General features: G+C 62.8%; 21 protein-coding genes. 13 read left to right on the top strand and 8 right to left on the bottom strand.

All coding sequences use genetic code 11. From position 1 onward, the window contains the following. Nucleotides 1–89 precede the first annotated feature (89 nt). The 4 genes from Q7V20_RS20510 (at nucleotide 90) to Q7V20_RS20495 (ending at nucleotide 3,410) form a co-directional block, all read left to right on the top strand. Nucleotides 90–1,292 carry an ammonium transporter gene (locus tag Q7V20_RS20510; protein WP_304795411.1) on the top strand — a complete coding sequence of 401 codons (1,203 nt, stop codon included), beginning with the start codon at nucleotides 90–92 and terminating at the stop codon, nucleotides 1,290–1,292. Between the two features lie 82 nt (nucleotides 1,293–1,374). Further along, on the top strand, nucleotides 1,375–2,199 hold the full coding sequence (locus Q7V20_RS20505; protein ID WP_304795409.1) for a trypsin-like serine protease: 825 nt from the start codon (nucleotides 1,375–1,377) through the stop codon (nucleotides 2,197–2,199). Between the two features lie 32 nt (nucleotides 2,200–2,231). Next, nucleotides 2,232–2,585, top strand: a complete 354-nt coding sequence (locus Q7V20_RS20500) for a type II toxin-antitoxin system Phd/YefM family antitoxin (RefSeq protein WP_304795407.1) — start codon at nucleotides 2,232–2,234, stop codon at nucleotides 2,583–2,585. Between the two features lie 78 nt (nucleotides 2,586–2,663). Continuing rightward, on the top strand, nucleotides 2,664–3,410 hold the full coding sequence (locus tag Q7V20_RS20495) for a zeta toxin family protein (protein WP_304795405.1): 747 nt from the start codon (nucleotides 2,664–2,666) through the stop codon (nucleotides 3,408–3,410). Here the strand turns inward: Q7V20_RS20495 and ispD are convergent. Beyond that, complete coding sequence (ispD, locus tag Q7V20_RS20490) at nucleotides 3,349–4,137, bottom strand: 2-C-methyl-D-erythritol 4-phosphate cytidylyltransferase (RefSeq protein WP_370652523.1); 789 nt, start codon at nucleotides 4,135–4,137, stop codon at nucleotides 3,349–3,351. The two genes, Q7V20_RS20495 and ispD, sit on opposite strands and share 62 nt — an antisense overlap. 75 nt (nucleotides 4,138–4,212) lie before the next feature. Between ispD and mfd the strand changes: the two genes are divergently transcribed. The 3 genes from mfd (at nucleotide 4,213) to serB (ending at nucleotide 9,156) form a co-directional block, all read left to right on the top strand. Next, nucleotides 4,213–7,698: a transcription-repair coupling factor gene (mfd, locus tag Q7V20_RS20485; RefSeq protein ID WP_304795441.1), complete on the top strand. Its 3,486-nt coding sequence runs from the start codon at nucleotides 4,213–4,215 to the stop codon at nucleotides 7,696–7,698. A 129-nt stretch (nucleotides 7,699–7,827) separates the two neighbouring features. Beyond that, nucleotides 7,828–8,391, top strand: a complete 564-nt coding sequence (locus tag Q7V20_RS20480; protein ID WP_304795404.1) for a PEP-CTERM sorting domain-containing protein — start codon at nucleotides 7,828–7,830, stop codon at nucleotides 8,389–8,391. A gap of 63 nt (nucleotides 8,392–8,454) precedes the next feature. Next, nucleotides 8,455–9,156, top strand: coding sequence for a phosphoserine phosphatase SerB (gene serB, locus Q7V20_RS20475; protein ID WP_304795401.1), 702 nt, complete (start codon nucleotides 8,455–8,457; stop codon nucleotides 9,154–9,156). Between the two features lie 23 nt (nucleotides 9,157–9,179). On the opposite strand, the gene Q7V20_RS20470 is transcribed toward serB, so the two are convergent. From Q7V20_RS20470 to Q7V20_RS20455, 4 genes are all read right to left on the bottom strand, one after another. Beyond that, the gene (locus Q7V20_RS20470) at nucleotides 9,180–10,580 is read right to left on the bottom strand and encodes an aminotransferase class I/II-fold pyridoxal phosphate-dependent enzyme (RefSeq protein ID WP_304795400.1); all 1,401 of its coding nucleotides are present in this window, start codon (nucleotides 10,578–10,580) and stop codon (nucleotides 9,180–9,182) included. A 95-nt stretch (nucleotides 10,581–10,675) separates the two neighbouring features. Then, on the bottom strand, nucleotides 10,676–11,173 hold the full coding sequence (gene rraA, locus Q7V20_RS20465) for a ribonuclease E activity regulator RraA (protein ID WP_304795398.1): 498 nt from the start codon (nucleotides 11,171–11,173) through the stop codon (nucleotides 10,676–10,678). 45 nt (nucleotides 11,174–11,218) lie between these two features. After that, on the bottom strand, nucleotides 11,219–12,310 hold the full coding sequence (locus Q7V20_RS20460; RefSeq protein WP_304795396.1) for a DUF748 domain-containing protein: 1,092 nt from the start codon (nucleotides 12,308–12,310) through the stop codon (nucleotides 11,219–11,221). A gap of 4 nt (nucleotides 12,311–12,314) precedes the next feature. Next, entirely contained in the window at nucleotides 12,315–13,304 is a 990-nt protein-coding gene (locus Q7V20_RS20455; RefSeq protein ID WP_370652525.1) for an NAD(P)H-quinone oxidoreductase, read from the bottom strand. A gap of 376 nt (nucleotides 13,305–13,680) precedes the next feature. Here Q7V20_RS20455 and Q7V20_RS20450 point away from each other — a divergent pair, with 376 nt between their 5' ends. The 5 genes from Q7V20_RS20450 (at nucleotide 13,681) to Q7V20_RS20430 (ending at nucleotide 17,013) form a co-directional block, all read left to right on the top strand. Continuing rightward, nucleotides 13,681–14,034, top strand: a complete 354-nt coding sequence (locus tag Q7V20_RS20450) for a hypothetical protein (protein WP_304795392.1) — start codon at nucleotides 13,681–13,683, stop codon at nucleotides 14,032–14,034. 141 nt (nucleotides 14,035–14,175) lie between these two features. Beyond that, nucleotides 14,176–14,415: a hypothetical protein gene (locus Q7V20_RS20445; RefSeq protein WP_304795391.1), complete on the top strand. Its 240-nt coding sequence runs from the start codon at nucleotides 14,176–14,178 to the stop codon at nucleotides 14,413–14,415. 78 nt (nucleotides 14,416–14,493) lie between these two features. Further along, nucleotides 14,494–15,036: a GbsR/MarR family transcriptional regulator gene (locus Q7V20_RS20440; RefSeq protein WP_304795389.1), complete on the top strand. Its 543-nt coding sequence runs from the start codon at nucleotides 14,494–14,496 to the stop codon at nucleotides 15,034–15,036. A gap of 64 nt (nucleotides 15,037–15,100) precedes the next feature. Further along, nucleotides 15,101–15,574 carry a thiol-disulfide oxidoreductase DCC family protein gene (locus Q7V20_RS20435; protein ID WP_304795387.1) on the top strand — a complete coding sequence of 158 codons (474 nt, stop codon included), beginning with the start codon at nucleotides 15,101–15,103 and terminating at the stop codon, nucleotides 15,572–15,574. A 35-nt stretch (nucleotides 15,575–15,609) separates the two neighbouring features. Then, the gene (locus Q7V20_RS20430) at nucleotides 15,610–17,013 is read left to right on the top strand and encodes an SDR family oxidoreductase (RefSeq protein ID WP_304795385.1); all 1,404 of its coding nucleotides are present in this window, start codon (nucleotides 15,610–15,612) and stop codon (nucleotides 17,011–17,013) included. On the opposite strand, the gene Q7V20_RS20425 is transcribed toward Q7V20_RS20430, so the two are convergent. The 3 genes from Q7V20_RS20425 to Q7V20_RS20415 form a co-directional block, all read right to left on the bottom strand. Then, complete coding sequence (locus tag Q7V20_RS20425) at nucleotides 16,905–17,678, bottom strand: alpha/beta fold hydrolase (protein WP_304795383.1); 774 nt, start codon at nucleotides 17,676–17,678, stop codon at nucleotides 16,905–16,907. The genes Q7V20_RS20430 and Q7V20_RS20425 overlap by 109 nt on opposite strands. A 74-nt stretch (nucleotides 17,679–17,752) precedes the next feature. Beyond that, entirely contained in the window at nucleotides 17,753–18,229 is a 477-nt protein-coding gene (locus Q7V20_RS20420; protein WP_304795381.1) for a MarR family winged helix-turn-helix transcriptional regulator, read from the bottom strand. A gap of 78 nt (nucleotides 18,230–18,307) precedes the next feature. Next, on the bottom strand, nucleotides 18,308–19,129 hold the full coding sequence (locus tag Q7V20_RS20415; RefSeq protein ID WP_370652521.1) for an NAD(P)H-dependent oxidoreductase: 822 nt from the start codon (nucleotides 19,127–19,129) through the stop codon (nucleotides 18,308–18,310). Between the two features lie 91 nt (nucleotides 19,130–19,220). Here Q7V20_RS20415 and Q7V20_RS20410 point away from each other — a divergent pair, with 91 nt between their 5' ends. Next, nucleotides 19,221–19,682, top strand: a complete 462-nt coding sequence (locus tag Q7V20_RS20410) for a universal stress protein (protein ID WP_304795379.1) — start codon at nucleotides 19,221–19,223, stop codon at nucleotides 19,680–19,682. Nucleotides 19,683–19,701 lie beyond the last annotated feature (19 nt).

Here is a 19,701-nt window from a genome sequence, read left to right as displayed (position 1 = left end):
TTATTGGTGCATTACTCGATTCAATCGCCGCACTCAATCCCAAATTGGTGCGGTTTTCTTCTTTCACTCACATCGATTTTGGGCATGTCATGGAATCATTGAAACAAGGCACGGATGCACTGTTCATCCTGCTGGGCGCGGTCATGGTGCTGGCCATGCACGCCGGATTCGCGTTTCTGGAGTTGGGCACCGTGCGCGGCAAGAACCAGGTCAACGCCCTGGTCAAGATCCTGGTGGACTTTTGCGTGTCCACCATCGCGTATTTCTTCGTGGGCTACACCGTGGCTTACGGCGTTGATTTTTACAGCGGCGCCGACGTGCTGGCCCAGAAGAACGGCTATGAGCTGGTCAAGTTCTTCTTCCTGTTGACCTTTGCCGCGGCCATCCCCGCCATCATTTCGGGTGGCATCGCCGAGCGGGCCAAGTTCCACCCGCAGATGCTGGCCACGGCCGTGATCGTGGGCTTGCTGTATCCCTTGTGCGAAGGCGCGGTCTGGGCCAACAAGTTCGGCTTCCAGACCTGGCTTGAAAGCGTCACGGGCGGGCCCATGCACGACTTTGCCGGCTCGGTGGTGGTGCATGCCTTTGGTGGCTGGATCGCCTTGCCCGCCGTGCTGATCCTGGGCGCCCGGCGCAACCGCTACCGCAAGGATGGCGGAATGTCGGCCCACCCGCCCTCCAGCATCCCTTTCCTGGCCTTGGGCTCGTGGATCCTGGCGGTGGGCTGGTTTGGCTTCAATGTGATGAGCGCGCAGACCATCGACAAGATCTCGGGCCTGGTGGCGGTGAACTCGCTGATGGCCCTGGTGGGCGGCACCCTGGTGGCGGCCTTGCTGGGCAAGAACGATCCCGGCTTCGTCTACAACGGCCCCTTGGCTGGGCTGGTGGCCGTGTGCGCCGGGTCGGACGTCATGCACCCTGCGGGCGCCCTGGCCGTGGGGGCGATTGCTGGCGCCATCTTCGTGTTCATGTTCACCCTCACGCAGAACAAATGGAAGATCGACGACGTGCTGGGCGTGTGGCCATTGCACGGGCTGTGCGGCGCGTGGGGAGGCATTGCGGCGGGCATCTTCGGGCAGAAAGCCTTGGGCGGGATCGGCGGTGTTCACCTGGGCGCGCAGGTGCTGGGCACGGTGCTGGTGGTGGGCTTTGCCTTGGTGTCCAGCCTGATCGTGTACGGCGTGCTGAACAAAGTGATGGGTTTGAGGCTGTCGCAGGAAGAAGAATTCGACGGCGCTGACTTGTCGATCCACCGAATCAAGGCCAGCCCGGAGCAAGAGGTCTCCTGGTAGCCCTGTGAGACACGGGATAACGCGCTTCAACCAAAGGCCTGGCTTGAGGAAAATGCGCAGCAATCCCCATCAGAAAGACGCCATGAATCACCGCCGGTCATCCTCCTTCAGCCTCTTGTCATGCGCCTTCACCGTGGCGTTTTGGTGTGCGTCGCCAGCCCATGCCATCGTCAACGGCACCAGCACCAGCAGCTTCAGCGCGGTGGGCGAGCTGGGCAACGCCTCCGGTGTGCTCATCGCCGACAACTGGGTGCTCACCGCCGCCCACGTGGCCAATGCACTGACGGTGGGCACGAGCAGTTTCGCCTCGCTGGGCGGTGCATCGCTGATCGATGCGGTCTACACCTTCTCCAGCGCGGCGTTTCCCAGCAACGACATTGCCTTGGTGCACCTGTCTACGGCGTTGGACACGGCCACACCCATCCTCAATGACCAGGTGATCAAGAACAACCAGGCGGCCTCGCTGGGCACGCTGACCATGGCCACGGCACAGAATCAGGTACCCAACGGGTTCGCCACCACCCTGGCCTCTGGCGCCATCACCACCCACACAGAGGACAACGTCACCTCCACCGTGAACTGGATCATCACCAATGGCCAGGCCTACCTGCAGGGCGGGGACAGCGGCAGCTCGCTCTTCCAAGGGGCGGTGAGTGACAGTGCAGGGTCACTGCTCCTGGGCATTGCCTCGGCCGCCCTGCTCAACGAGACCACCGGGGCATCGGAAGGCTCGGCGTTCGTCCAGGTGGCCAATTACAAAAGCTGGATCAACGGCACCATGGCCAGCTCGGGCCAGCAAGCTGTTTGGGCTTCAAGCGTGCCCGAACCGTCGACCCTGGCGCTGTATGCTTTGGGCGGATTGGCCATTTTGGCCTTCAGGACTGGACATTCTGGACGAAATGGCTAAAATAGACATATCGATCGCATGAGGCGTCCAACATGACCGCACTGACCTTGCGCAACCACCGTGGCGAACAGGTGGAAGTCCCCGAGTTTTCAGCCACCGAGGCTAAAAACAGCTTTGGGCTGGTGCTCGACACGGCTTCCAGCCAAGGCATGGTGGCCATCACCAAGCGTGACCGCCCCACTGCCATCGTGCTGTCGATGGACGCCTACCAGGCCTTGCTGGATGGCCAACACCAGCCGCTGGACAGCCTGACGCAAGAATTCGATCACCTTTTGCAGCGCATGCAAACTTCTGCGTCGCGCGATGCCTTGATGGATGCCTTTGACGCGCCCCCCGATGAACTGGGCCAGGCCGCAGTGGCTTATGCCACTTCGACGCGCCTTTGATGCATCCTGGTTGATGCACCCTCAGCACACGGAACACACCGTGCCGCTGCCTTATAAAAAATTCAGAGAGACTTTGCCGTGGCATCAACTGCCCACGTCCCCCGCATTTTTGTCCTGGCGGGCACCAACGGTGCCGGCAAGAGCAGCATTGGTGGCGCGAACATTCGCCGCCGTGGGGGCCACTATTTCAACCCCGACGAAGCCGCCGCGGCCATTCGCCGTGCGCAGCCACACCTGAGCGCCACGCAAGCCAACAGTGCCGCGTGGCACGAGGGCAAGCGCCTGCTGCAGCAAGCCGTCGCGCAAAAGCTGGACTACAACTTCGAGACCACCCTCGGCGGGCGCAGCTTCACACGCTTGCTGGAAGAAGCCGCCTTGCAGGGCTTTGAAGTGCGACTGTGGTACGTGGGCCTGCTCAGTGCCGACCACCACATTGCCCGCGTCAAGGCCCGGGTGGCCAAAGGTGGACACGACATCCCCGAGGTGGACATCCGCCGTCGCTTTGACCAAAGCCGCTTGCAGTTGATCCAGTTGTTGCCCCACCTGACCGAGCTTCGGGTGTACGACAACACGGTGGAGGCAGATCCTCAGGCTGGTTTGGCGCCGCAGCCCCGACTGGTGCTGCATTGGCAAGGGGCTCAGCGTGGTTTGGGTGAACCAGGGCGCGTGGCGGTCCCTTTGCAGGCAGCCGCCCTGGCGAACACACCCGATTGGGCGAAGCCCATCGTGGCCGCAGCCTTCAAGGAAGCGGCCAACCCCTCCATCAGCGTGCCGGCCGTGTCGCCAAAAGGCGTTCGGCCAGCGCGAAATCGCCCGGCCAAGTGAGCTTGAAGTTCTCGAACGCGCCCAGCACCAGGCGCGGCGAGTGGCCCAAGGCCTCAATGGCGCTGGCTTCGTCGGTGATGGCCCTGGCGGTCTGAGGGTCGCTCAAAGCCGCGATCAAGGCGGGGCGCAACAGCCCCAGGCGGAACATTTGCGGCGTTTGGGCTGACCACTTGGCGGCGCGGTCCACCGTGCCTTGAATACGTGGCTCGCCGCCTGAGCCCATGAGCGAGGCCTTCAACGTGTCGGCCACCGGCAGGGCCAGCAAGCCGCCCAATTCGTCGTCCTGGCACTCATCGATCAAACGGTTGACCCACTCGGGCTGGATCAGGCAGCGGGCCGCGTCGTGAACCAGCACCCAGTCGTGGGGCTGGGCGCCACGGGCCAGCAGTTCCTCTAGGCCATTGGCCACGCTTTCAGCGCGAGACACGCCGCCCACGCGGGCCACCCAGGCACGGTCGCCGTCAAACCCGGGCACATGCCGCTCGAACACGGCATCGTCTGGTGACAGCACCACCAAGGTCGCGTCCAGACGCGTCACCGCCGCCAAAGCCGCCAGGGTGTGCGCCACCACGGACTGGCCTGCCACGGGGTGGTACTGCTTGGGGCCACCGACCCCTGCCCGCTCCCCCACGCCCGCACAAGGCACCAGCGCAAAACAGCGCGGCTGAAAGTCGTGGGCAGAAAAGGTCAAAGGCGTGGGGCTGGGCATGGCTGGATTGTCGCCCACCTACAATCAAGCTTGTTTCAGATCAACGCCCGGCCGCAGTCCGCCGCCGGGCGCTTTGTCATTTTCGCGCCGCCCATGTTGCCCTCGCTCAAGCTCCCCTCCATCGCCATTGGCAAACGCTACACCGTGCCCCGCCCACTGGGCTCTGCCGATGCGCTGTTGATCGCCCAGTTTGCCCAGGCCCGCAAGGCGGAAGGCCACGTGACCGCGCTGATCGCCGCCGACCCGGCCGACACGCAGCGCCTGATGGACGAGATGGCGTTCTTCGCGCCCGACCTGCGCTGCGCCATCTTTCCCGACTGGGAAACGCTGCCCTACGACACCTTCTCGCCCCACCAGGATCTGATCTCGGAACGGCTGGCCACCCTGTGGCGGGTGCAACAAGGTGTCAAAGCCGACACCGGCGTGGACGTGGTCCTGCTGCCCGCCACCACCGCCCTGACGCGTCTGGCCCCGCCCTCTTTCCTGGCGGCCTACACCTTCCACTTCAAGCAAAAGCAAAAGCTCAACGAGGCCGCGCTCAAATCGCAGTTGACCCTGGCGGGCTACACCCACGTCAGCCAGGTCGTCTCGCCCGGTGAATACGCGGTGCGCGGTGGCCTGATCGACCTGTTCCCCATGGGCTCGCTGGTACCTTACCGCGTTGACCTGTTCGGCGACGAGATCGACTCGATCCGCACCTTCGACCCCGACAGCCAGCGCAGCCTCTACCCCGTGCCCGAAGTGCGCCTGCTGCCCGGCCGCGAGTTCCCGATGGACGAGGACGCACGAGCGGCTTTCCGCAAACGCTGGCGTGAAAAGATCGAAGGTGATCCCACCCGGGCCCGCCTGTACAAAGACATCGGCAACGGCATGGTGCCTGGTGGCATCGAGTTCTACCTGCCGCTGTTCTTCGACCAGACGGCCAGCATCTTCGAGCACCTGGGTGAAAAGGCCGTGCTGGTGTTGCATGGCGAGCTGGACGAGACCTTGCGCAAGTTCTGGGTCGAGACCCGCGAGCGCCATCGCTTTCTGCAGCACGACCCCGAGCGTCCCTTGCTTCCACCCGAAGAGCTGTACCTCAAGACCGAGGACTTCTTCACCCTGGCGGGTGCCCACGCGCAGCTGTCCATCCGCGGCAACGATCCGGTTGACTGGGCCCGCCCCCTGCCCGACTTGTCCACCGAACGCAATGCGCAAGAGCCTTTGCGCAAGCTGCAGGCCCACCTGAAAAACGCCACGCAACGCGTGCTGGTCATCGCCGAAAGCAATGGCCGCCGCGAGAGCCTGCTGGAGTTGCTGCGCGACCACCAGATCGACCTGCCCAGTGTTGACTCACTGAAGGCCTTCGAGGCCAGTGACAACCGCATGGCCATGGCCGTGGCGCCCTTTGCCGGCGGCTTCATCTGGCAAGACCTCAGCGGTGACGGAGCACCGACAGGCGCCGGCCTCCAGTTCATCACCGAGACCGAGCTGTTCGACGCCGCGCCCACCACGCGCCGCCGTCGCAAGCAAGAGCAGACCACCGACGTCGACTCGCTCATCAAGGACCTGTCCGAGCTGAACGTGGGTGACCCGGTCGTGCATGCCAACCATGGCATCGGGCGCTATCAAGGCCTGATCAACCTGGACCTGGGCACCGGCCCGTCGGAGTTTTTGCATCTGACCTATGCCGACGCGGCCACCCTGTACGTGCCGGTCTCACAACTGCAACTGATCAGCCGCTACACCGGCGTCAGCGCCGATGAGGCCCCCCTGCACCGCTTGGGTTCGGGCCAATGGGAAAAGGCCAAGCGCAAGGCCGCCGAGCAGGTGCGCGACACCGCCGCAGAGTTGCTCAACCTGTACGCCCGCCGCGCCGCCCGCGAAGGCTTTGCCTTCCGCTTCAGCGCGCAAGACTACGAGGCCTTCGCCGCCAGCTTCGGCTTTGAAGAAACCGCCGACCAGCGCGCCGCCATCCACGCCGTCATCCAGGACATGATCAGCCCCCGCCCCATGGACCGCCTGGTCTGCGGCGACGTGGGCTTCGGCAAGACCGAAGTGGCCTTGCGTGCCGCTTTCGTGGCCGTGACCGGCGGCAAGCAGGTGGCCATCCTCGCGCCAACCACGCTGTTGGCCGAACAGCACTACCAGAACATCTCCGACCGCTTCTCGCAGTGGCCCGTGCGCGTGGCCGAGATGTCGCGCTTCCGCTCCGCCAAGGAGATCAAGGCCGCGATGCAAGGCCTGGAAGACGGCACCATCGATATCGTCATTGGCACCCACAAGCTGCTCAGCGAGTCGGTCAAGTTCAAGCGCCTGGGCCTGCTGGTGATCGACGAAGAACACCGCTTCGGTGTTCGCCACAAAGAGGCCATCAAGGCCATGCGCGCTGACATTGACGTGCTCACGCTCACCGCCACGCCCATCCCGCGCACCTTGGGCATGGCCATGGAAGGCCTGCGCGATTTGAGCGTGATCGCCACAGCACCACAGCGCCGCCTGGCCATCAAAACTTTTGTGCGCAGCGAGTCCAGCGGTGTGATCCGCGAGGCCGTGCTGCGCGAGCTCAAGCGCGGTGGCCAAGTCTACTTCCTGCACAACGAAGTCGACACCATCGAGAACCGCCGCGACAAACTCAGCGAGCTGATCCCCGAGGCCCGCATCGCCATCGCCCACGGCCAGATGCCCGAGCGCGAACTGGAACACGTGATGCGCGACTTCGTGGCTCAGCGCTACAACGTGCTGCTGTGCTCCACCATCATCGAGACGGGCATCGACGTGCCCACCGCCAACACCATCATCATGAGCCGCGCCGACAAATTCGGCCTGGCGCAGTTGCACCAGTTGCGCGGCCGCGTGGGCCGATCTCACCATCAGGCCTATGCCTACTTGCTGGTGCCCGATGTCGAGGGGCTGACCAAGCAGGCCTCGCAGCGGCTGGAGGCGATTCAAAGCATGGAAGAGCTGGGCTCCGGCTTCTACCTGGCCATGCACGACCTGGAGATCCGCGGCGCTGGCGAGGTGCTGGGCGACAACCAGAGCGGCAACATGATGGAGGTGGGCTTCCAGCTCTACAACGAGATGCTGGGCGAAGCCGTGCGCTCACTCAAGGCGGGCAAAGAGCCCGACCTGCTGTCGCCACTGGGCCTGTTCGGCGGCGGCACCGACATCAACCTGCACGCCCCCGCCCTGCTGCCCGACAGCTATTGCGGCGACGTGCATGTGCGCCTGAGCCTGTACAAGCGCGTGGCCACGGCCGACTCCATCGACAAGATCGAAGCCATGATGGAAGAGATCATCGACCGCTTCGGCAAGCTGCCCGCGCAAGCGCAAACGCTGTTCGACACGCACCGCCTGCGCGTGCAGGCCAAGCCCTATGGCGTGCAGAAGGTCGATGCCACGCCGGGCCTGATCAACATCACCTTCCGCGCCAATGCCCCGGTCGAGCCGATGCGCATCATCGAGCTGGTGCAGAAGAACCGGCACATCAAGCTGGCGGGCAACGACAAATTACGTGTCGAAAAGTCATTGAGTGACCCCAAGGACCGGGCGCAATACGTGCGCGATTTGTTGAAATCGCTGGGGCAGCCCATCAAGTAGGGCCCTTCACCCCTAGTTTGAATACTGGCGCCTCCTGTTCTGGATGGCTAGGATGAAAAAGTTGTACCTTGCTCAGGCAGCAGGTGTGGTCTGAGTTTGTCCGTTGGCTTCTTCTAACAGGAGGTGAATGTGAATCAACTGACCTTGTCCAAGCTGTTACCAGCCGCGCTGCTCGTGGGCAGTGTGCTGGTCTCCACGGCACACGCCGCCACCAAACCGGTGAACTTCAATGTGCTGAACGTGGCCGCCGTGCTGCCCACGCCCTTCGCCGCCGGTGACAACCTCCGGCTCAACACCCTGGTGACCGATGAAGTTGGCCCACTCAACCAGTCGATCACCTTCACCGTGGGCCCCGGCATCGGCAGCTTCACGGGCGAAGCCGCCTGGGAAATCTCGACCGCGCTTGGAACCGCCCCCCGCCTGATCGGCGTGAACCTGGATCTGTTCGACGCCAGCAACACGCTCATCGCCAGTGATGCCTTTGCCGGGGTGCTGGGCGGCTTTGCCCACTCAACGCTGGCCGGGGCGATCGGACCGGGCACTTACAAGCTGGTGGCCACCGGCACCGGCGTGCGCGACTCCTCGCTCGATGTCACCCTGAGTTTCATCACCGCCGTGCCTGAGCCCCAGGCCTACTTGCTGATGCTCGCGGGGTTGGGCGTGGCAGGCATCGCGGCACAACGTCGCCGCTGAGAGGGAGGGTGTGCGGCGGGCAGAGGCGATAATCCCGCCAGCCGCACACCCTCCGTCAAATCCATGAGCCTCGCCCCCGAACACGCCCCTGGCCTCGTCCTCCAGCACTTCACCCCGCCTTTGAAGCTCACCGACTTCAAGGCCATTGCCTTTGACATGGACTCCACGCTGATCAGCATCGAGTGCATTGACGAGATCGCCGACGCCGTGGGCAAGAAAGCCGAAGTCGCGGCCATCACCGAGGCCGCCATGCGCGGCGAGATCACCGACTTCAAGGACAGCCTGACGCGCCGCGTGGCGCTGCTGAAAGGCGTGCCCGCCGAAGCCCTGCAAGCCGTCTACGACCAGCGCCTGAAGATCAACCCCGGCGCGCCCGAGTTGATCAACGCCGCCAAGGCCGCAGGCCTGCAGACACTGTTGGTGTCAGGTGGCTTCACTTTCTTTGCCGACCGCGTCAAGGCGCGCCTGGGCATGCACGAAGCCCACTCCAACCTGCTGGAGATCGAAGGCGGCCTGCTCACCGGCCGCGTGCTGGGCGACATCGTGGATGGCGAAGCCAAGAAGCAGCACCTGCTGGCCCTGTGCACCCGCCTTCAATGCGACCCCAAGCTGTCCATTGCCGTGGGTGATGGTGCCAACGACTTGCCCATGATGAGCGTGTCAGGCCTCAGCGTGGCTTACCACGCCAAGCCCAAGGTCCGCGAGCAGGCCATGATTGCCATCAACACTGGCGGGCTGGACCGTGTGCTGGAAGTGCTGATCTAGGCGCCAGCACCCGGTCAGGGCCATCACCCCTGACTGGAAGCAAACGGCGTGGCCTCAGGGGGCGGGGCCACAGGCAGGCCGCCATCGTTCTCGGAGTGCAGCTTGACCAGCATGGCATCGGCTTCCAGCATGGCCAGCGACAGCACCGACACGAATGTGTCGATGTCGGTGGGCGAGTGATCGGCCATGACCTGCAGCCGCAAGCGTGCGGCATCACGCGGCACGGCCGGGTATTCCACGGCGTTGGCAATCGCGCCGCCCGCCAGCAAGAACCGGGAGACCATGCGGCATTGCGATGTGCTGCCCATCAGCACCGGCACCACGGCACTGGGCACCCCCATCACCTCACACCCCAAGGCCGTCAGCTTGGACCGCAAGGCCACCGTGTTGGCATGCAGTCGCCGACGCCGCTCGACGCCCTCTTCCGAACGGACAATCTCCAGCGCCTTGAGCACCACCCGCGCCTGCACCGGTGACATTGCATTCGAGAAGGTGTGCGGCCCGCAACCAAAGCGGATCGCCAGTTTCAGGCCCGGCTCATTGCTGGCCACAAAGCCCCCGTTGGACGCGAAGGTTTTGGAGAAGGTCCCCAGCACCACGTCGATCTTGCCCAGCATGCCTTGCTCTTGGATGGCACCCAGGCCTTCGGGGCCCATGCTGCCCAGGTCATGCGCCACGTCCACCAGCAAAGTGGCCTGATATCGGTGTGCCAATTCCTGGTGCGCCTTCAGGTCAGGCACATCGGAGTCCATGGAAAACAACGACTCGGTGACCACCAGGATGCCCGCGGACGGGTAGCTCTCGCGCACGGCCATCAGTTGGCGCTCCAAGGCCTGGACCGACAGGTGGTCAAAGGTGTGGACATGCTTGGTGGCCGCCCGCGCGCCATCTTGAAGACAGGCGTGGGCCAGGCGGTCGATCACCACATGATCGCGATCACGCACCAAGGCGCGGATGGCGCCATAGCCCGCCGCCCAACCGGTGGGGAACAGCGAGCAATCCTTCAAGTGCAGCCAGTCGGCCAACTCGCATTCAAGCTGCACCGAGGCTTCGCTGTTGCCCATCAAGGCGGCGCTGCCCCCCACGTGCACACCCAGTTGATCAATGGCCTGCACAGCGGCTTGGCGGATCAAGGGGTGGCCGGACAAGGACAGGTAATCCTGGCTGCCAAAGTTGACGCCTTCGGCCAATGGGCGACCACGCCGGTCCTTGGCCTGCGCCCAAGGCAAGACCGCGCCCACGATTTGTTTGGAGAAGGTGTCCAGGCCGTATTCGTCGAGGATGTCCCAGCCCATGGGCAGGATGCTCAAGCGGCCCAGCAAAGACTCTGGCGCTGCAGCGGTTTGACGGTTGGCGACCGTCTTGTCCATGAAGCTGATGTAGTCAGCCAGCGTTCCCTGCAATGCCAGATTCAGTTTGTCCATCCCCCTAATCTATTAGCAATTTCGGAAAAATATCACCATGCGGCATACCCCAGATGAGGGGTAGCGCAAACGGATAACGGCCCTCATCCACTTCATCAGGCCTTGGCCTGGGGCATGACCACGATGCCGTCTTCATCGGCATACAGCCAGTCACCAGGGCGCACCCACACGCCTTGAATCTGCACCGGCACATCAGCTTGGCCCTCCTTGCGCTTCTCGGTGGGCCAAGGCATCAATGCCAGCGCACGGATGCCCACGTCACACTCGGCGAGTTCCGCCGAATCACGCACACAACCATCGACGATCACACCGGCCCAACCGTTTTTGGCCGCCGCCTTGCCCAGGTTGCCGCCCACCAAGGCGCGGCGCAGCGATGCACCGCCATCGACCACCAGCACGCGGCCCAGGCCGGGCGAGTCCACCGCGGCCTTGACCAGGGTGTTGTCCTCGAAGCACTTGACCGTGCTGACCGGGCCGCTGAACTTCAGGCGTTTGCCATAGTCCTTGAACACGGGCGGCAAAACGCGGAAAGCGCCATCGGTGTCGTTCTTGTGGTCGTCGCAAAGATCGCAGGTGGCAAAGTTCGTCGTCATGGCTTCTCCTTGGGTCAACAGCTCAGGTCATTGAAAACCCGATTGTCAACGACCAAACAGGCCTTTGATCACACTGCCCACGCCTTCGACCATGCCGGTCAGGCTGACGCCCAAGGATTCGGCCAAGCCCGCAGCAGCCCGCACAGCCAGTTGCTCGTTGAGCGAAAACTGCGGATCGTCGAGCCGACCATCCAGGGAGAACTTCAGCTCGATGCGGCCCTTCTCGCTCATGGCGGCAATGACCGCCCGGCGCGGCACCCCTGCAAAGGTGCTGAACAAACCGCCACCGCTGTTCAGCTCCAGCCCCGTCAAGGTGATGACACCGGGCGCGCGCAAATGGTTGCTCACCACCGTGGCGTCAAAGCTCAGGTCAAGCGTGCCGGCACGCACGCCCCCTTCGTTCAGCTTCACCAGGTAAGGCTGCAAGGCGATCAGATCGACACCGGCCAGTTGACCTTTGAGCTGCGCATCGTGCGTGGCTGGTGTGAACTCACCCACCACCTTGATGCGGCCATCACGCTGCGAACCTTTGACCACGCCCTGCAGATCGATGTGCATGGCCTGGTCCAAGGCGGGCACTGACAAGTGATCCAGTTCGATGGCCAACTGGTCGATGTGGACCAGGTGGGCAGGTTTGCGAACGCTGGCGTCATAAAACGCCAACTGAGCACCTGCCATCGACACCTGGCCGATGTCAATGTGCGGCGCAGCTCCTTCTTTGCCTGGATGATCGGTGGGCGGCTGATCTCCGGGGGAACCAGCATGCTCGAACAAGGCAGGCAGCACCCGCAGCTTGCCATCGACCGTGCGCAACACGGACAGGTAGGCACCATCCACGGTCACGCTGCGCACGCGCCAGGCATTGCCGAACAAGCTGAGCATGTCGGGCACCACGGTGACTTTGGCCGCGCGCATTTCATCTTCGGCCGGCCAGCCTTTGCCACTGGCCCGAACACGCAGGTCTCGCAACTCCACGCTGGCCCAGCCGACCTTCAAAGCACCAACGCTGGCACCGGGGCCCAGGGCTTTTTCAATGTTGCCGTGCAAGCGGTGCACCGTCACCTGGAACGCCACCAGCGCCAGCAATGCCACCCCGACCGGCACCGCGCCAGCCCACATCCAGAATCGATTTTTCATGCGTTCACGCAGCGCCCACTTGCAACACGATCTTGCCGATGTGGTCGCTGCTTTCCATCAAGCGGTGTGCATCAACCGCCTTGGCCAAGGGGAACACGGCATGCACGAGCGGCGCGCATCGGCCAGCCTCCAGAACCGGCCAGACCTTGGCTTTCAATTCAGCCGCGATGCCCGCCTTCTCCTTGGTGGTCCTTGGCCGCATGGCCGACCCGGTGACGCTCAGGCGTTTGGCCATGATCTGCGCCAGGTTGAACTCCTTGACCGTCGTGCCGCCCAGAAAGGCCAGCAGCAGCAAGCGCCCGTCCTTGGCCAGAGTGGCCAGGTTGCGGCTGAAGTAAACGGCCCCGATGATGTCCAGGATCACATCCACACCACGCCCTTGGGTGTGCTCCAGTATGACTTTCTGGAAATCTTGTTCCCGGTGGTTGATGACCAGCTCGGCGCCCAGCTTCAAGCAGGCCTCGCGCTTCGACTCGCTGCCCACCGTCACAAAAGGATGCGCACCAAACTCGCGGGCCAGCTGCGTCGCAGTGGTGCCAATGCCGCTGCCGCCGCCGTGCAGCAGCACGGTCTCACCGGCCTTCAAATGACCCATTTGAAACAGGTTGGCCCACACGGTGAAAAAGGTTTCGGGCAAAGCCGCCGCCTTGATGGCGTCGTAACCCTTGGGCCAGGGCAAGGCCTGCGTGGCTGGCACGGTGACGTGCGTGGCGTAGCCCCCACCGTTGGTCAGGGCGCACACCTTGTCGCCCACCTTGAAGCCCGTGTCGGCACTGCCCACGGCCAGCACCTCGCCCGCCACCTCCAGCCCCAGGTGCTGGTTGGCGCCTGGCGGCACCGGATAGTGCCCACTGCGCTGCAGAACATCAGGCCGATTGACGCCTGCCGCTTCAACGTGAATGAGCAACTCGCCATGGTTCGGCTCGGGCACCCGGGCCGTGGCCAAGTGCAGCACCTCCGGCCCGCCGGGCGCGGAAAAGGCGATGTGGTTCATCTGACTGGGGATGGGCATGTCAATCTACCTGCGAAGGTCCGGATCTTTTTTCAGTAAGAATTGCGCGGTCAAGACCAACCATTCCACGGCCCGCTCCAGAAAGGACCGCGCGGCTGGCTTGATGAACTGAGTTTGCACCGTTTCCATGGCTGAGCCTTTCGGGCAATTGGGGTGAGGTTAATTCAATGGCAATACACGTGCCAGGGTCCCCCTTCAGCGGGAGTGTCAAACCTCATGGCCATCGATAAGATCCGCACACTTTTCGCGATGCCATTTGTAGGACACGACTCACACAACAAAGTGGTCCCAACCGGCTGGTTTGGCATGGCGCCCCACCCACTATCTTGAAACTCACCAAGACAGCCAGGAGCGCAACATGAAGCCTCACAAACCGGCGAACTCCAGCACAGGCATGCTGGCTTACCTCAGCGGCATTGGCCGGGCCATCTTCCATCATCAAGACCAAGGTGCCCACCAAACAGGCGACCAGTACTGGGCCGTCATGCACATCGACACCAACGGCGTCTTGCAAAACACCACCGTGCGCGTGATCTCGGTTCATCCCGGCTTGCGCAGCGTCACCGTGCGCCGCGAGGCCGATGAGCAAGACATCATTCTGCGCATCAGCCGGATCGTAGAGGCCATCGACATCCGCAGTGGGCGCCGGGTTGACCTGGCGAAATGGTTGGACAACCACCCATCGCCTGGCCGAGGCGAACCAGGCATTTAGGCCCAATGTGTCAGTTCTATCCGACACTTTATTTGACTGTGATCTGACAACGCGCGACAAGGGCAAGGCCTACATTGAAATTGTGTCGGACCCATCTTTGACAGCCCCCGGACGGTGTTCCAAAGCTGTGGAAAGGAAACCATGAAAGCCTTGCGCCAAACCCCAACCGCGCCTTTGAACCACCTGACCGCCGTGCACCTGCTGGGTCGCATCCTTGAACGCGTGGACCAATCCACGACAGGCCCCACTCACCATGCTCGCTATCAAGCCGCCATGCAACGCTTGAGCAAAGCCCTGGACCGGGTTGAGCAAACCTTTGTGGTGCGGCAGGTGCTGGAGGCCTATCAGGCCCCTGTGCGCAACATCTTGCTGGTGAAGTAAGCCGCTTTCTTGCCTCGCTGCGGCGAGCACTTTATTTCTGTATTGACAGAAACAAAAGAAGTACGCGACAATGCAGACATGAACCTGTCACCCACCCTTTCACGGTTCGTCCTGCACTGGGGCGAAATGGGCACACGCTGGGGCGTGAACCGCACGGTCTCGCAAATCCATGCCCTGCTTTACATCAGCGGCCGCCCCCTGCACGCCGAAGAGATCGTGGACACCCTGGGTGTGGCCCGGTCCAACGTCAGCAACAGCCTGCGCGAGTTGCAAAGCTGGAAGCTGGCACGGCTGGTGCATGTGCCCGGCGACCGGCGCGATCACTTCGAAACTTCCACCGACATCTGGGAACTGTTCCGCACCATCGTGCATGAGCGTGAACAGCGCGAACTGGCCCCCACCATGACCGTGCTGCGCGAGCTCCTGTCTGATCCGGCCTTGAGCAAGGAGCCCGCCGAGGTTCGCCTGCGCATCCGGGCCACCCTGGAGTTCCTGGAAATCCTGACCGCCTGGAGCGACGAAATGCTGCGCCTGGATGTGGCCACCTTGACCAAGGTGCTCAAACTGGGTGCCCGCATCAAGAAATTGCTGGGCCGCGAATCTGAAACCACCAAATCCTGACATTTTTTTGACCAATTATTTCTCTCAAGACAGAAATTAAAGAAGCCACTGACTGGAGATTGCCATGTCCACCACCGCCTACCCCCTCACCCTGCTGTACGACGCTTCCTGCCCCGTCTGCCGCCTGGAAATGGACGAGCTGCGCCACCGAAGCGTGGCTGGTCAACTGCTCTTCGTGAACATCAGCGCACCCGACTTCAACCTGGCCGACCATTGGCCCGCTTCGTCAAGCGCACTTCCGCCCACCATGCTGGACATGAACGCAGCCTTGCATGGCATCGGCGCTGATGGCGAGCTCTACACCGGTGTCGAGACCATTCGCCTGGCCTATGCGGCCGTGGGACTGGGCTGGTTGTGGGCGCCCACCGCTTGGCCTGTGCTGAGGCCAATCACCGACATGGGCTACCGCTGGTTTGCCCGCCACCGCTACAGCATCTCCGAGCGCCTGGCACCACTGGTCAACGTGATCGCACAGCGGCGCGCACAGGCCCGACAAAGACGAATGCAGCGCTGCCATGACGACCATTGCGAGATGTAGTCGGCATCGATGAAGGAAGAAGGGAGAGCAACATCATGAGCAGAAGAATCTTGATCCTGGGCGCTTCGGGCTGCATTGGCGGGGCCATTGCTTCAACCCTGCGGGCACATGGCCACACCGTGGTCGAGGGCCGCAGGACCGTGACAGCGGGCAGCAGCCATCTGTACTTCGACTTCGCCGAAGACGTCAGCCCGCAAGCCTGGGCCGAGCGCCTCACATCGGCCGGCGGCTTTGACGTGGTGATCAACGCGGTCGGCATCCTGATGCAGGACGCCCGCAACCGCTTCGAGCGCATCCATGCGCAAGGGCCCGCCGCCTTGTTCCGAGGCGCTGCCTTGGCTGGCGTGCAGCGCGTCATCCAGATCTCAGCGCTGGGCGTGGGCTCACAGCCGCACCACTTGCAAACGCCTTATGCGCTGACCAAGCTGCAGGCCGACGAGGCCTTGCTGGACATGGTTCACCAAGGCTTGCTGGACGGTGTGGTGGTGCGGCCCTCGCTGGTCTACGGCCCTGGCAGCCAAAGCGCCGCCTTGTTTCAGCAGCTGGCTCGCATGCCGGTCGTGGGCCTGCCTGGGTTGGGCCACCAACGGGTGCAACCCATCCATGTGCTGGAGCTGGCCGACGCCGTGGCGCGCATGGCGCAGCATGCATCGCCCTTGGGTTCAGTCGATGACGCCGTGCATGAACTGGCCGGCCCACAAGTGCTGAGCTACCGCGACATGCTTCAACACTATCGGCGGGCGCAAGGCCTGGGCGACCCGGTGTGGGTGCCGGTGCCCATGCCCTTCATGCGGCTGGGCGCGCACCTGGCCCAATGGCTGGACCAGCAAGCCTTCAGCCCCGACACGCTGACCATGCTGGAACATGGCAACACCACCACCGCCAATGCCGCACGTTTCTGGCTGGGCCGCGAGCCCACCGCCATGGAGCAGGCGCTGATCTTGCCCACCTGGGTCGCGCTGCCAAGCTGGATGCGCCATGGCCTGCAAGCCACGCTGGCCTTCATGTGGATCTACACGGCCCTGATCACCGCGATATGGCCGCAGGCTTCGCATGTGCTGGATCTGCTGGCCCGCTGTGGGTTCACTAGCGAGTGGGGCTGGCGCATGATGGCGCTGTCCTGCACACTCAACACGGCCATGGGCCTGGCCTTGTTGCGCAGAAGCCCCGGCGCGTGGACTTACGCTCTACAAGCAGGAGCGATCATGGGCTACACCGCCACCGCCGCGTGGAACATGCCCGAGTTGACCATCGACCACTGCGGCCCCTTGGTCAAGAACGTGCCGGTGCTGGCTGCCGTGATGCTGTTGTGGCTCAGCGTGCCGGTGCGTCACACGGTGCCGTCCAGGATCAGCCGGGCCACCCCCAACGGATCAACCCACATCGGCACATGCCCCCACTTGGCGGGCCGAACCCAGGTGGCACCGGGGGGCAACTGATCGCGGTGCTGGGCACTGCTTGTCAGCAACCAGTCTCGTGTACCGAAGGCCACCGTCAGTGGGCAGGCGATGGACTGCCCCCCTTCAAAAGCCCCTGCGTTGTCGATCGTGGCATCAAAGCCCGGCGCAAAGGCGAACTCGATCGCTGCGCGGAATGCGTCGCTGGCGGGCATGCGCCTGCTGCCGAAAGAGATGGGCACCGACAGCAACAGCTCACGCAACAGCGCCGACTTCATGGCCAGCTTCACCCCGCCCGGCGACAACCGGGTAGAGGCGCGCATGAACCCGAAAAAATGGGGGACCCACGATGCCGGATGGTCTTTCCACAGACCCGCCGGGGAGATGGCCACCACCGACCGTACCTTGCCCTGCTTGGCCAACTCCAGCGCCATCCAACCACCCATGGAGTTGCCGGCCACATCAAAGGGCTCGCGGATGCCTTTGGCCTCCAGCGAATCGAGCAAACCCCTCACCAGGTTGGGCACCGTGGGCGGCACGCCATCAGGCAGTGGCGGGGTCTTGCCAAATCCGGCGGTGTCGAATGCCAGCACGCGCCGCTCCTTGGCCAGCAAATCCATGACGGGAGACCAGGCAAAGCTGGACATGCCGATGCCATGCAGCAAGACCAGCGGGCGCCCTTGACCTCGTTCTTCAAAGTGCCACATGGGGCAATCGTTTGCGTTCAATCCAGCCATGCACGACCCAGCTCCGTCAAATTGTTATCAATCATAACAATTAGTCAGGGACAAGCCAATTTGTCGAGGAGCGTCAGCAATTGCTGGCGCTCCTCGGCCGTCAATCGGTGGGCAGCACGCTGGTCTTGTTCAAGCACGGCTTGCTCGATGCGGCGCAGGTCTTTGCGGCCCAGGGCCGTCAATGCCAAGCCATAAGCCCGCCGGTCGCCAGGCACTTCCAGGCGCTCAACATAGCCCATGTCGCTCAAGGTATCGACCAAGGCCACCACCCCTGAGCGGGCAATGCCCAGCACCTGCGCCAGCTCCGTGAGCTTCAGGCCCTTGTTGTGGTGAATGATCACCATGGCCGAGAAGCGGGGTGGCGTGATGTTCCAGGCCTCAAGCGCGGGCAAAAAATCGTTGTAGATCGCGATTTGCGCGCGGCGCACGCCATAGCCGACCAGCGAATCGAGCACGCCGTAATCAATGCCCACTACATGCGGATTGAAGGAGCCTTCAGAAGATGGGATCTGACGCGTCATAAACCTTCCAAGCAAAGCAAAACGGACCCGAGGACCCGTTTTATCGCCCGCTTCAACTTCGTCGCATGATCACTTCAATCACGCTGCCTTGGCACCCAGAGTTGCGAGCTTCCGAAGCCAGCATACGCGATGCTCCTCGGACATTCCTTCAACGGCCCCGATCAAGGTCTCGTGCACGGGGTTGATGCCGACGAAACCCAGGATATTGCGCTCCATGGCCTTGATGCTGTGAGCACGGTAGTACCAGCGGTATACCAAAGCCGGCATGCCCATGGTGACGACAATGCGCGCAGAACGCCCACCCAGCAGCTTGGCAGGAAGAACATTCCCCTTGCCGCTCGTGAACGCGAATCCGGGCCTTGCCACCTGCTCCAAAAAGCCTTTCAGAAGCGCCGGCATGCCCCCAAGCCACAAAGGAAAAAACAGCGCAATGTGCTGTGCCCACAGAATATCTTTTTGCGCCGACACCAGGGACTCGGGAACTTCCCCGTCCTCCCAGTCACTTCGACTGCGCAGCAACGGAAAATCAATCGAGGCCAAGCACAGGTAGCGGACTTCATGACCATGCTCGCTCGCCGCCTTGGCGTAGGCGTTTGACAAGGCATGCCCAAAATGGCTTTGGCACTGGTCCGGATGCCCTTGGATGACCAGGATGCGCTTAGGTTTCATGTCGAACGCCTGCTGACCAGAAGACCCATTCTCAAATCTGCCGATTGCCACGCATTGATCAAACTCAAGGAAACGCTTCAAATGCGACTTCATGTATCCGCCGCAGACCACCCGCCCGCCTTTGCGCACAGCCTGCAACGCCAAAGGCACCAGCTCGCCAACAGGGGCGAAGATGACTCTTGATTGGCTGATTGGCTGGCCAGGGTCAAAGCACCCCTGCTTCTGCTCCATTGAGACCTTGCGCCTGCCTTGATCGAGGTCAATGGATTGGACCAGGCAGGCGCATAGGCTGGAAGCACTCAAATGCCCTGACGGACACACCATGTACCAACGCATTCTTGTCCCCTTCGATGCCAGCCCCACTTCAAGGAAGGGCCTGGAAGAAGCCATCAGGCTTGCCAGGCTGAGCGGCGGCGCCCTGCGACTGCTGCATGTCGTTGAAGTGACGAAGTACGCCACCGGCTTCGAAACCTGCGCCACTTACATCAATGAGGTCATCCCCGTGATGAAACAAGAAGGGCATGCCATCCTTGAGCAAGGCAAGCGGATGGCCGAAGGATCGGGCCTCTCGGCCGAGACAGTGCTGCTTGAGAGCATGGGAAGCCGCCTCGCTGATCTGATCATCAACGAAGCCACGACGTGGCAAGCCGACATCATTGTCTTGGGAACTCATGGCCGCCGCGGCATGGATCGGCTTCTTTTGGGCAGTGATGCAGAGCAAGTAATTCGCCTATCGCCCGTGCCCGTTCTGCTGGTACGGGGGAACGAGGCGTCTCGGCCGTGACATGGCTCATCAGCAGAAG

The organism is Aquabacterium sp. (assembly GCF_030652515.1).
In the GTDB taxonomy this organism is placed as follows: Bacteria; Pseudomonadota; Gammaproteobacteria; order Burkholderiales; family Burkholderiaceae_C; genus Aquabacterium.
Note: the sequence above shows the minus strand (reverse complement) of the source record. Positions and strands in the feature narration are given on the sequence as shown.

Bases quoted from the DNA above. Each gene is read 5' to 3' on its own strand.
- Q7V20_RS20505 (WP_304795409.1), top strand. From the start codon at position 1,375: ATGAATCACCGCCGGTCATCCTCCTTCAGCCTCTTGTCATGCGCCTTC.
- Q7V20_RS20460 (WP_304795396.1), bottom strand. From the start codon at position 12,310: ATGAAAAATCGATTCTGGATGTGGGCTGGCGCGGTGCCGGTCGGGGTG.
- mfd (WP_304795441.1), top strand. From the start codon at position 4,213: ATGTTGCCCTCGCTCAAGCTCCCCTCCATCGCCATTGGCAAACGCTAC.
- serB (WP_304795401.1), top strand. From the start codon at position 8,455: ATGAGCCTCGCCCCCGAACACGCCCCTGGCCTCGTCCTCCAGCACTTC.
- Q7V20_RS20415 (WP_370652521.1), bottom strand. From the start codon at position 19,129: ATGGAGCAGAAGCAGGGGTGCTTTGACCCTGGCCAGCCAATCAGCCAA.
- Q7V20_RS20430 (WP_304795385.1), top strand. From the start codon at position 15,610: ATGAGCAGAAGAATCTTGATCCTGGGCGCTTCGGGCTGCATTGGCGGG.
- Q7V20_RS20510 (WP_304795411.1), top strand. From the start codon at position 90: ATGGAATCATTGAAACAAGGCACGGATGCACTGTTCATCCTGCTGGGC.
- Q7V20_RS20420 (WP_304795381.1), bottom strand. From the start codon at position 18,229: ATGACGCGTCAGATCCCATCTTCTGAAGGCTCCTTCAATCCGCATGTA.
- Q7V20_RS20470 (WP_304795400.1), bottom strand. From the start codon at position 10,580: ATGGACAAACTGAATCTGGCATTGCAGGGAACGCTGGCTGACTACATC.
- Q7V20_RS20410 (WP_304795379.1), top strand. From the start codon at position 19,221: ATGTACCAACGCATTCTTGTCCCCTTCGATGCCAGCCCCACTTCAAGG.
- Q7V20_RS20440 (WP_304795389.1), top strand. From the start codon at position 14,494: ATGAACCTGTCACCCACCCTTTCACGGTTCGTCCTGCACTGGGGCGAA.
- rraA (WP_304795398.1), bottom strand. From the start codon at position 11,173: ATGACGACGAACTTTGCCACCTGCGATCTTTGCGACGACCACAAGAAC.
- Q7V20_RS20435 (WP_304795387.1), top strand. From the start codon at position 15,101: ATGTCCACCACCGCCTACCCCCTCACCCTGCTGTACGACGCTTCCTGC.
- Q7V20_RS20455 (WP_370652525.1), bottom strand. From the start codon at position 13,304: ATGAACCACATCGCCTTTTCCGCGCCCGGCGGGCCGGAGGTGCTGCAC.
- Q7V20_RS20425 (WP_304795383.1), bottom strand. From the start codon at position 17,678: ATGTGGCACTTTGAAGAACGAGGTCAAGGGCGCCCGCTGGTCTTGCTG.
- Q7V20_RS20445 (WP_304795391.1), top strand. From the start codon at position 14,176: ATGAAAGCCTTGCGCCAAACCCCAACCGCGCCTTTGAACCACCTGACC.
- Q7V20_RS20500 (WP_304795407.1), top strand. From the start codon at position 2,232: ATGACCGCACTGACCTTGCGCAACCACCGTGGCGAACAGGTGGAAGTC.
- Q7V20_RS20450 (WP_304795392.1), top strand. From the start codon at position 13,681: ATGAAGCCTCACAAACCGGCGAACTCCAGCACAGGCATGCTGGCTTAC.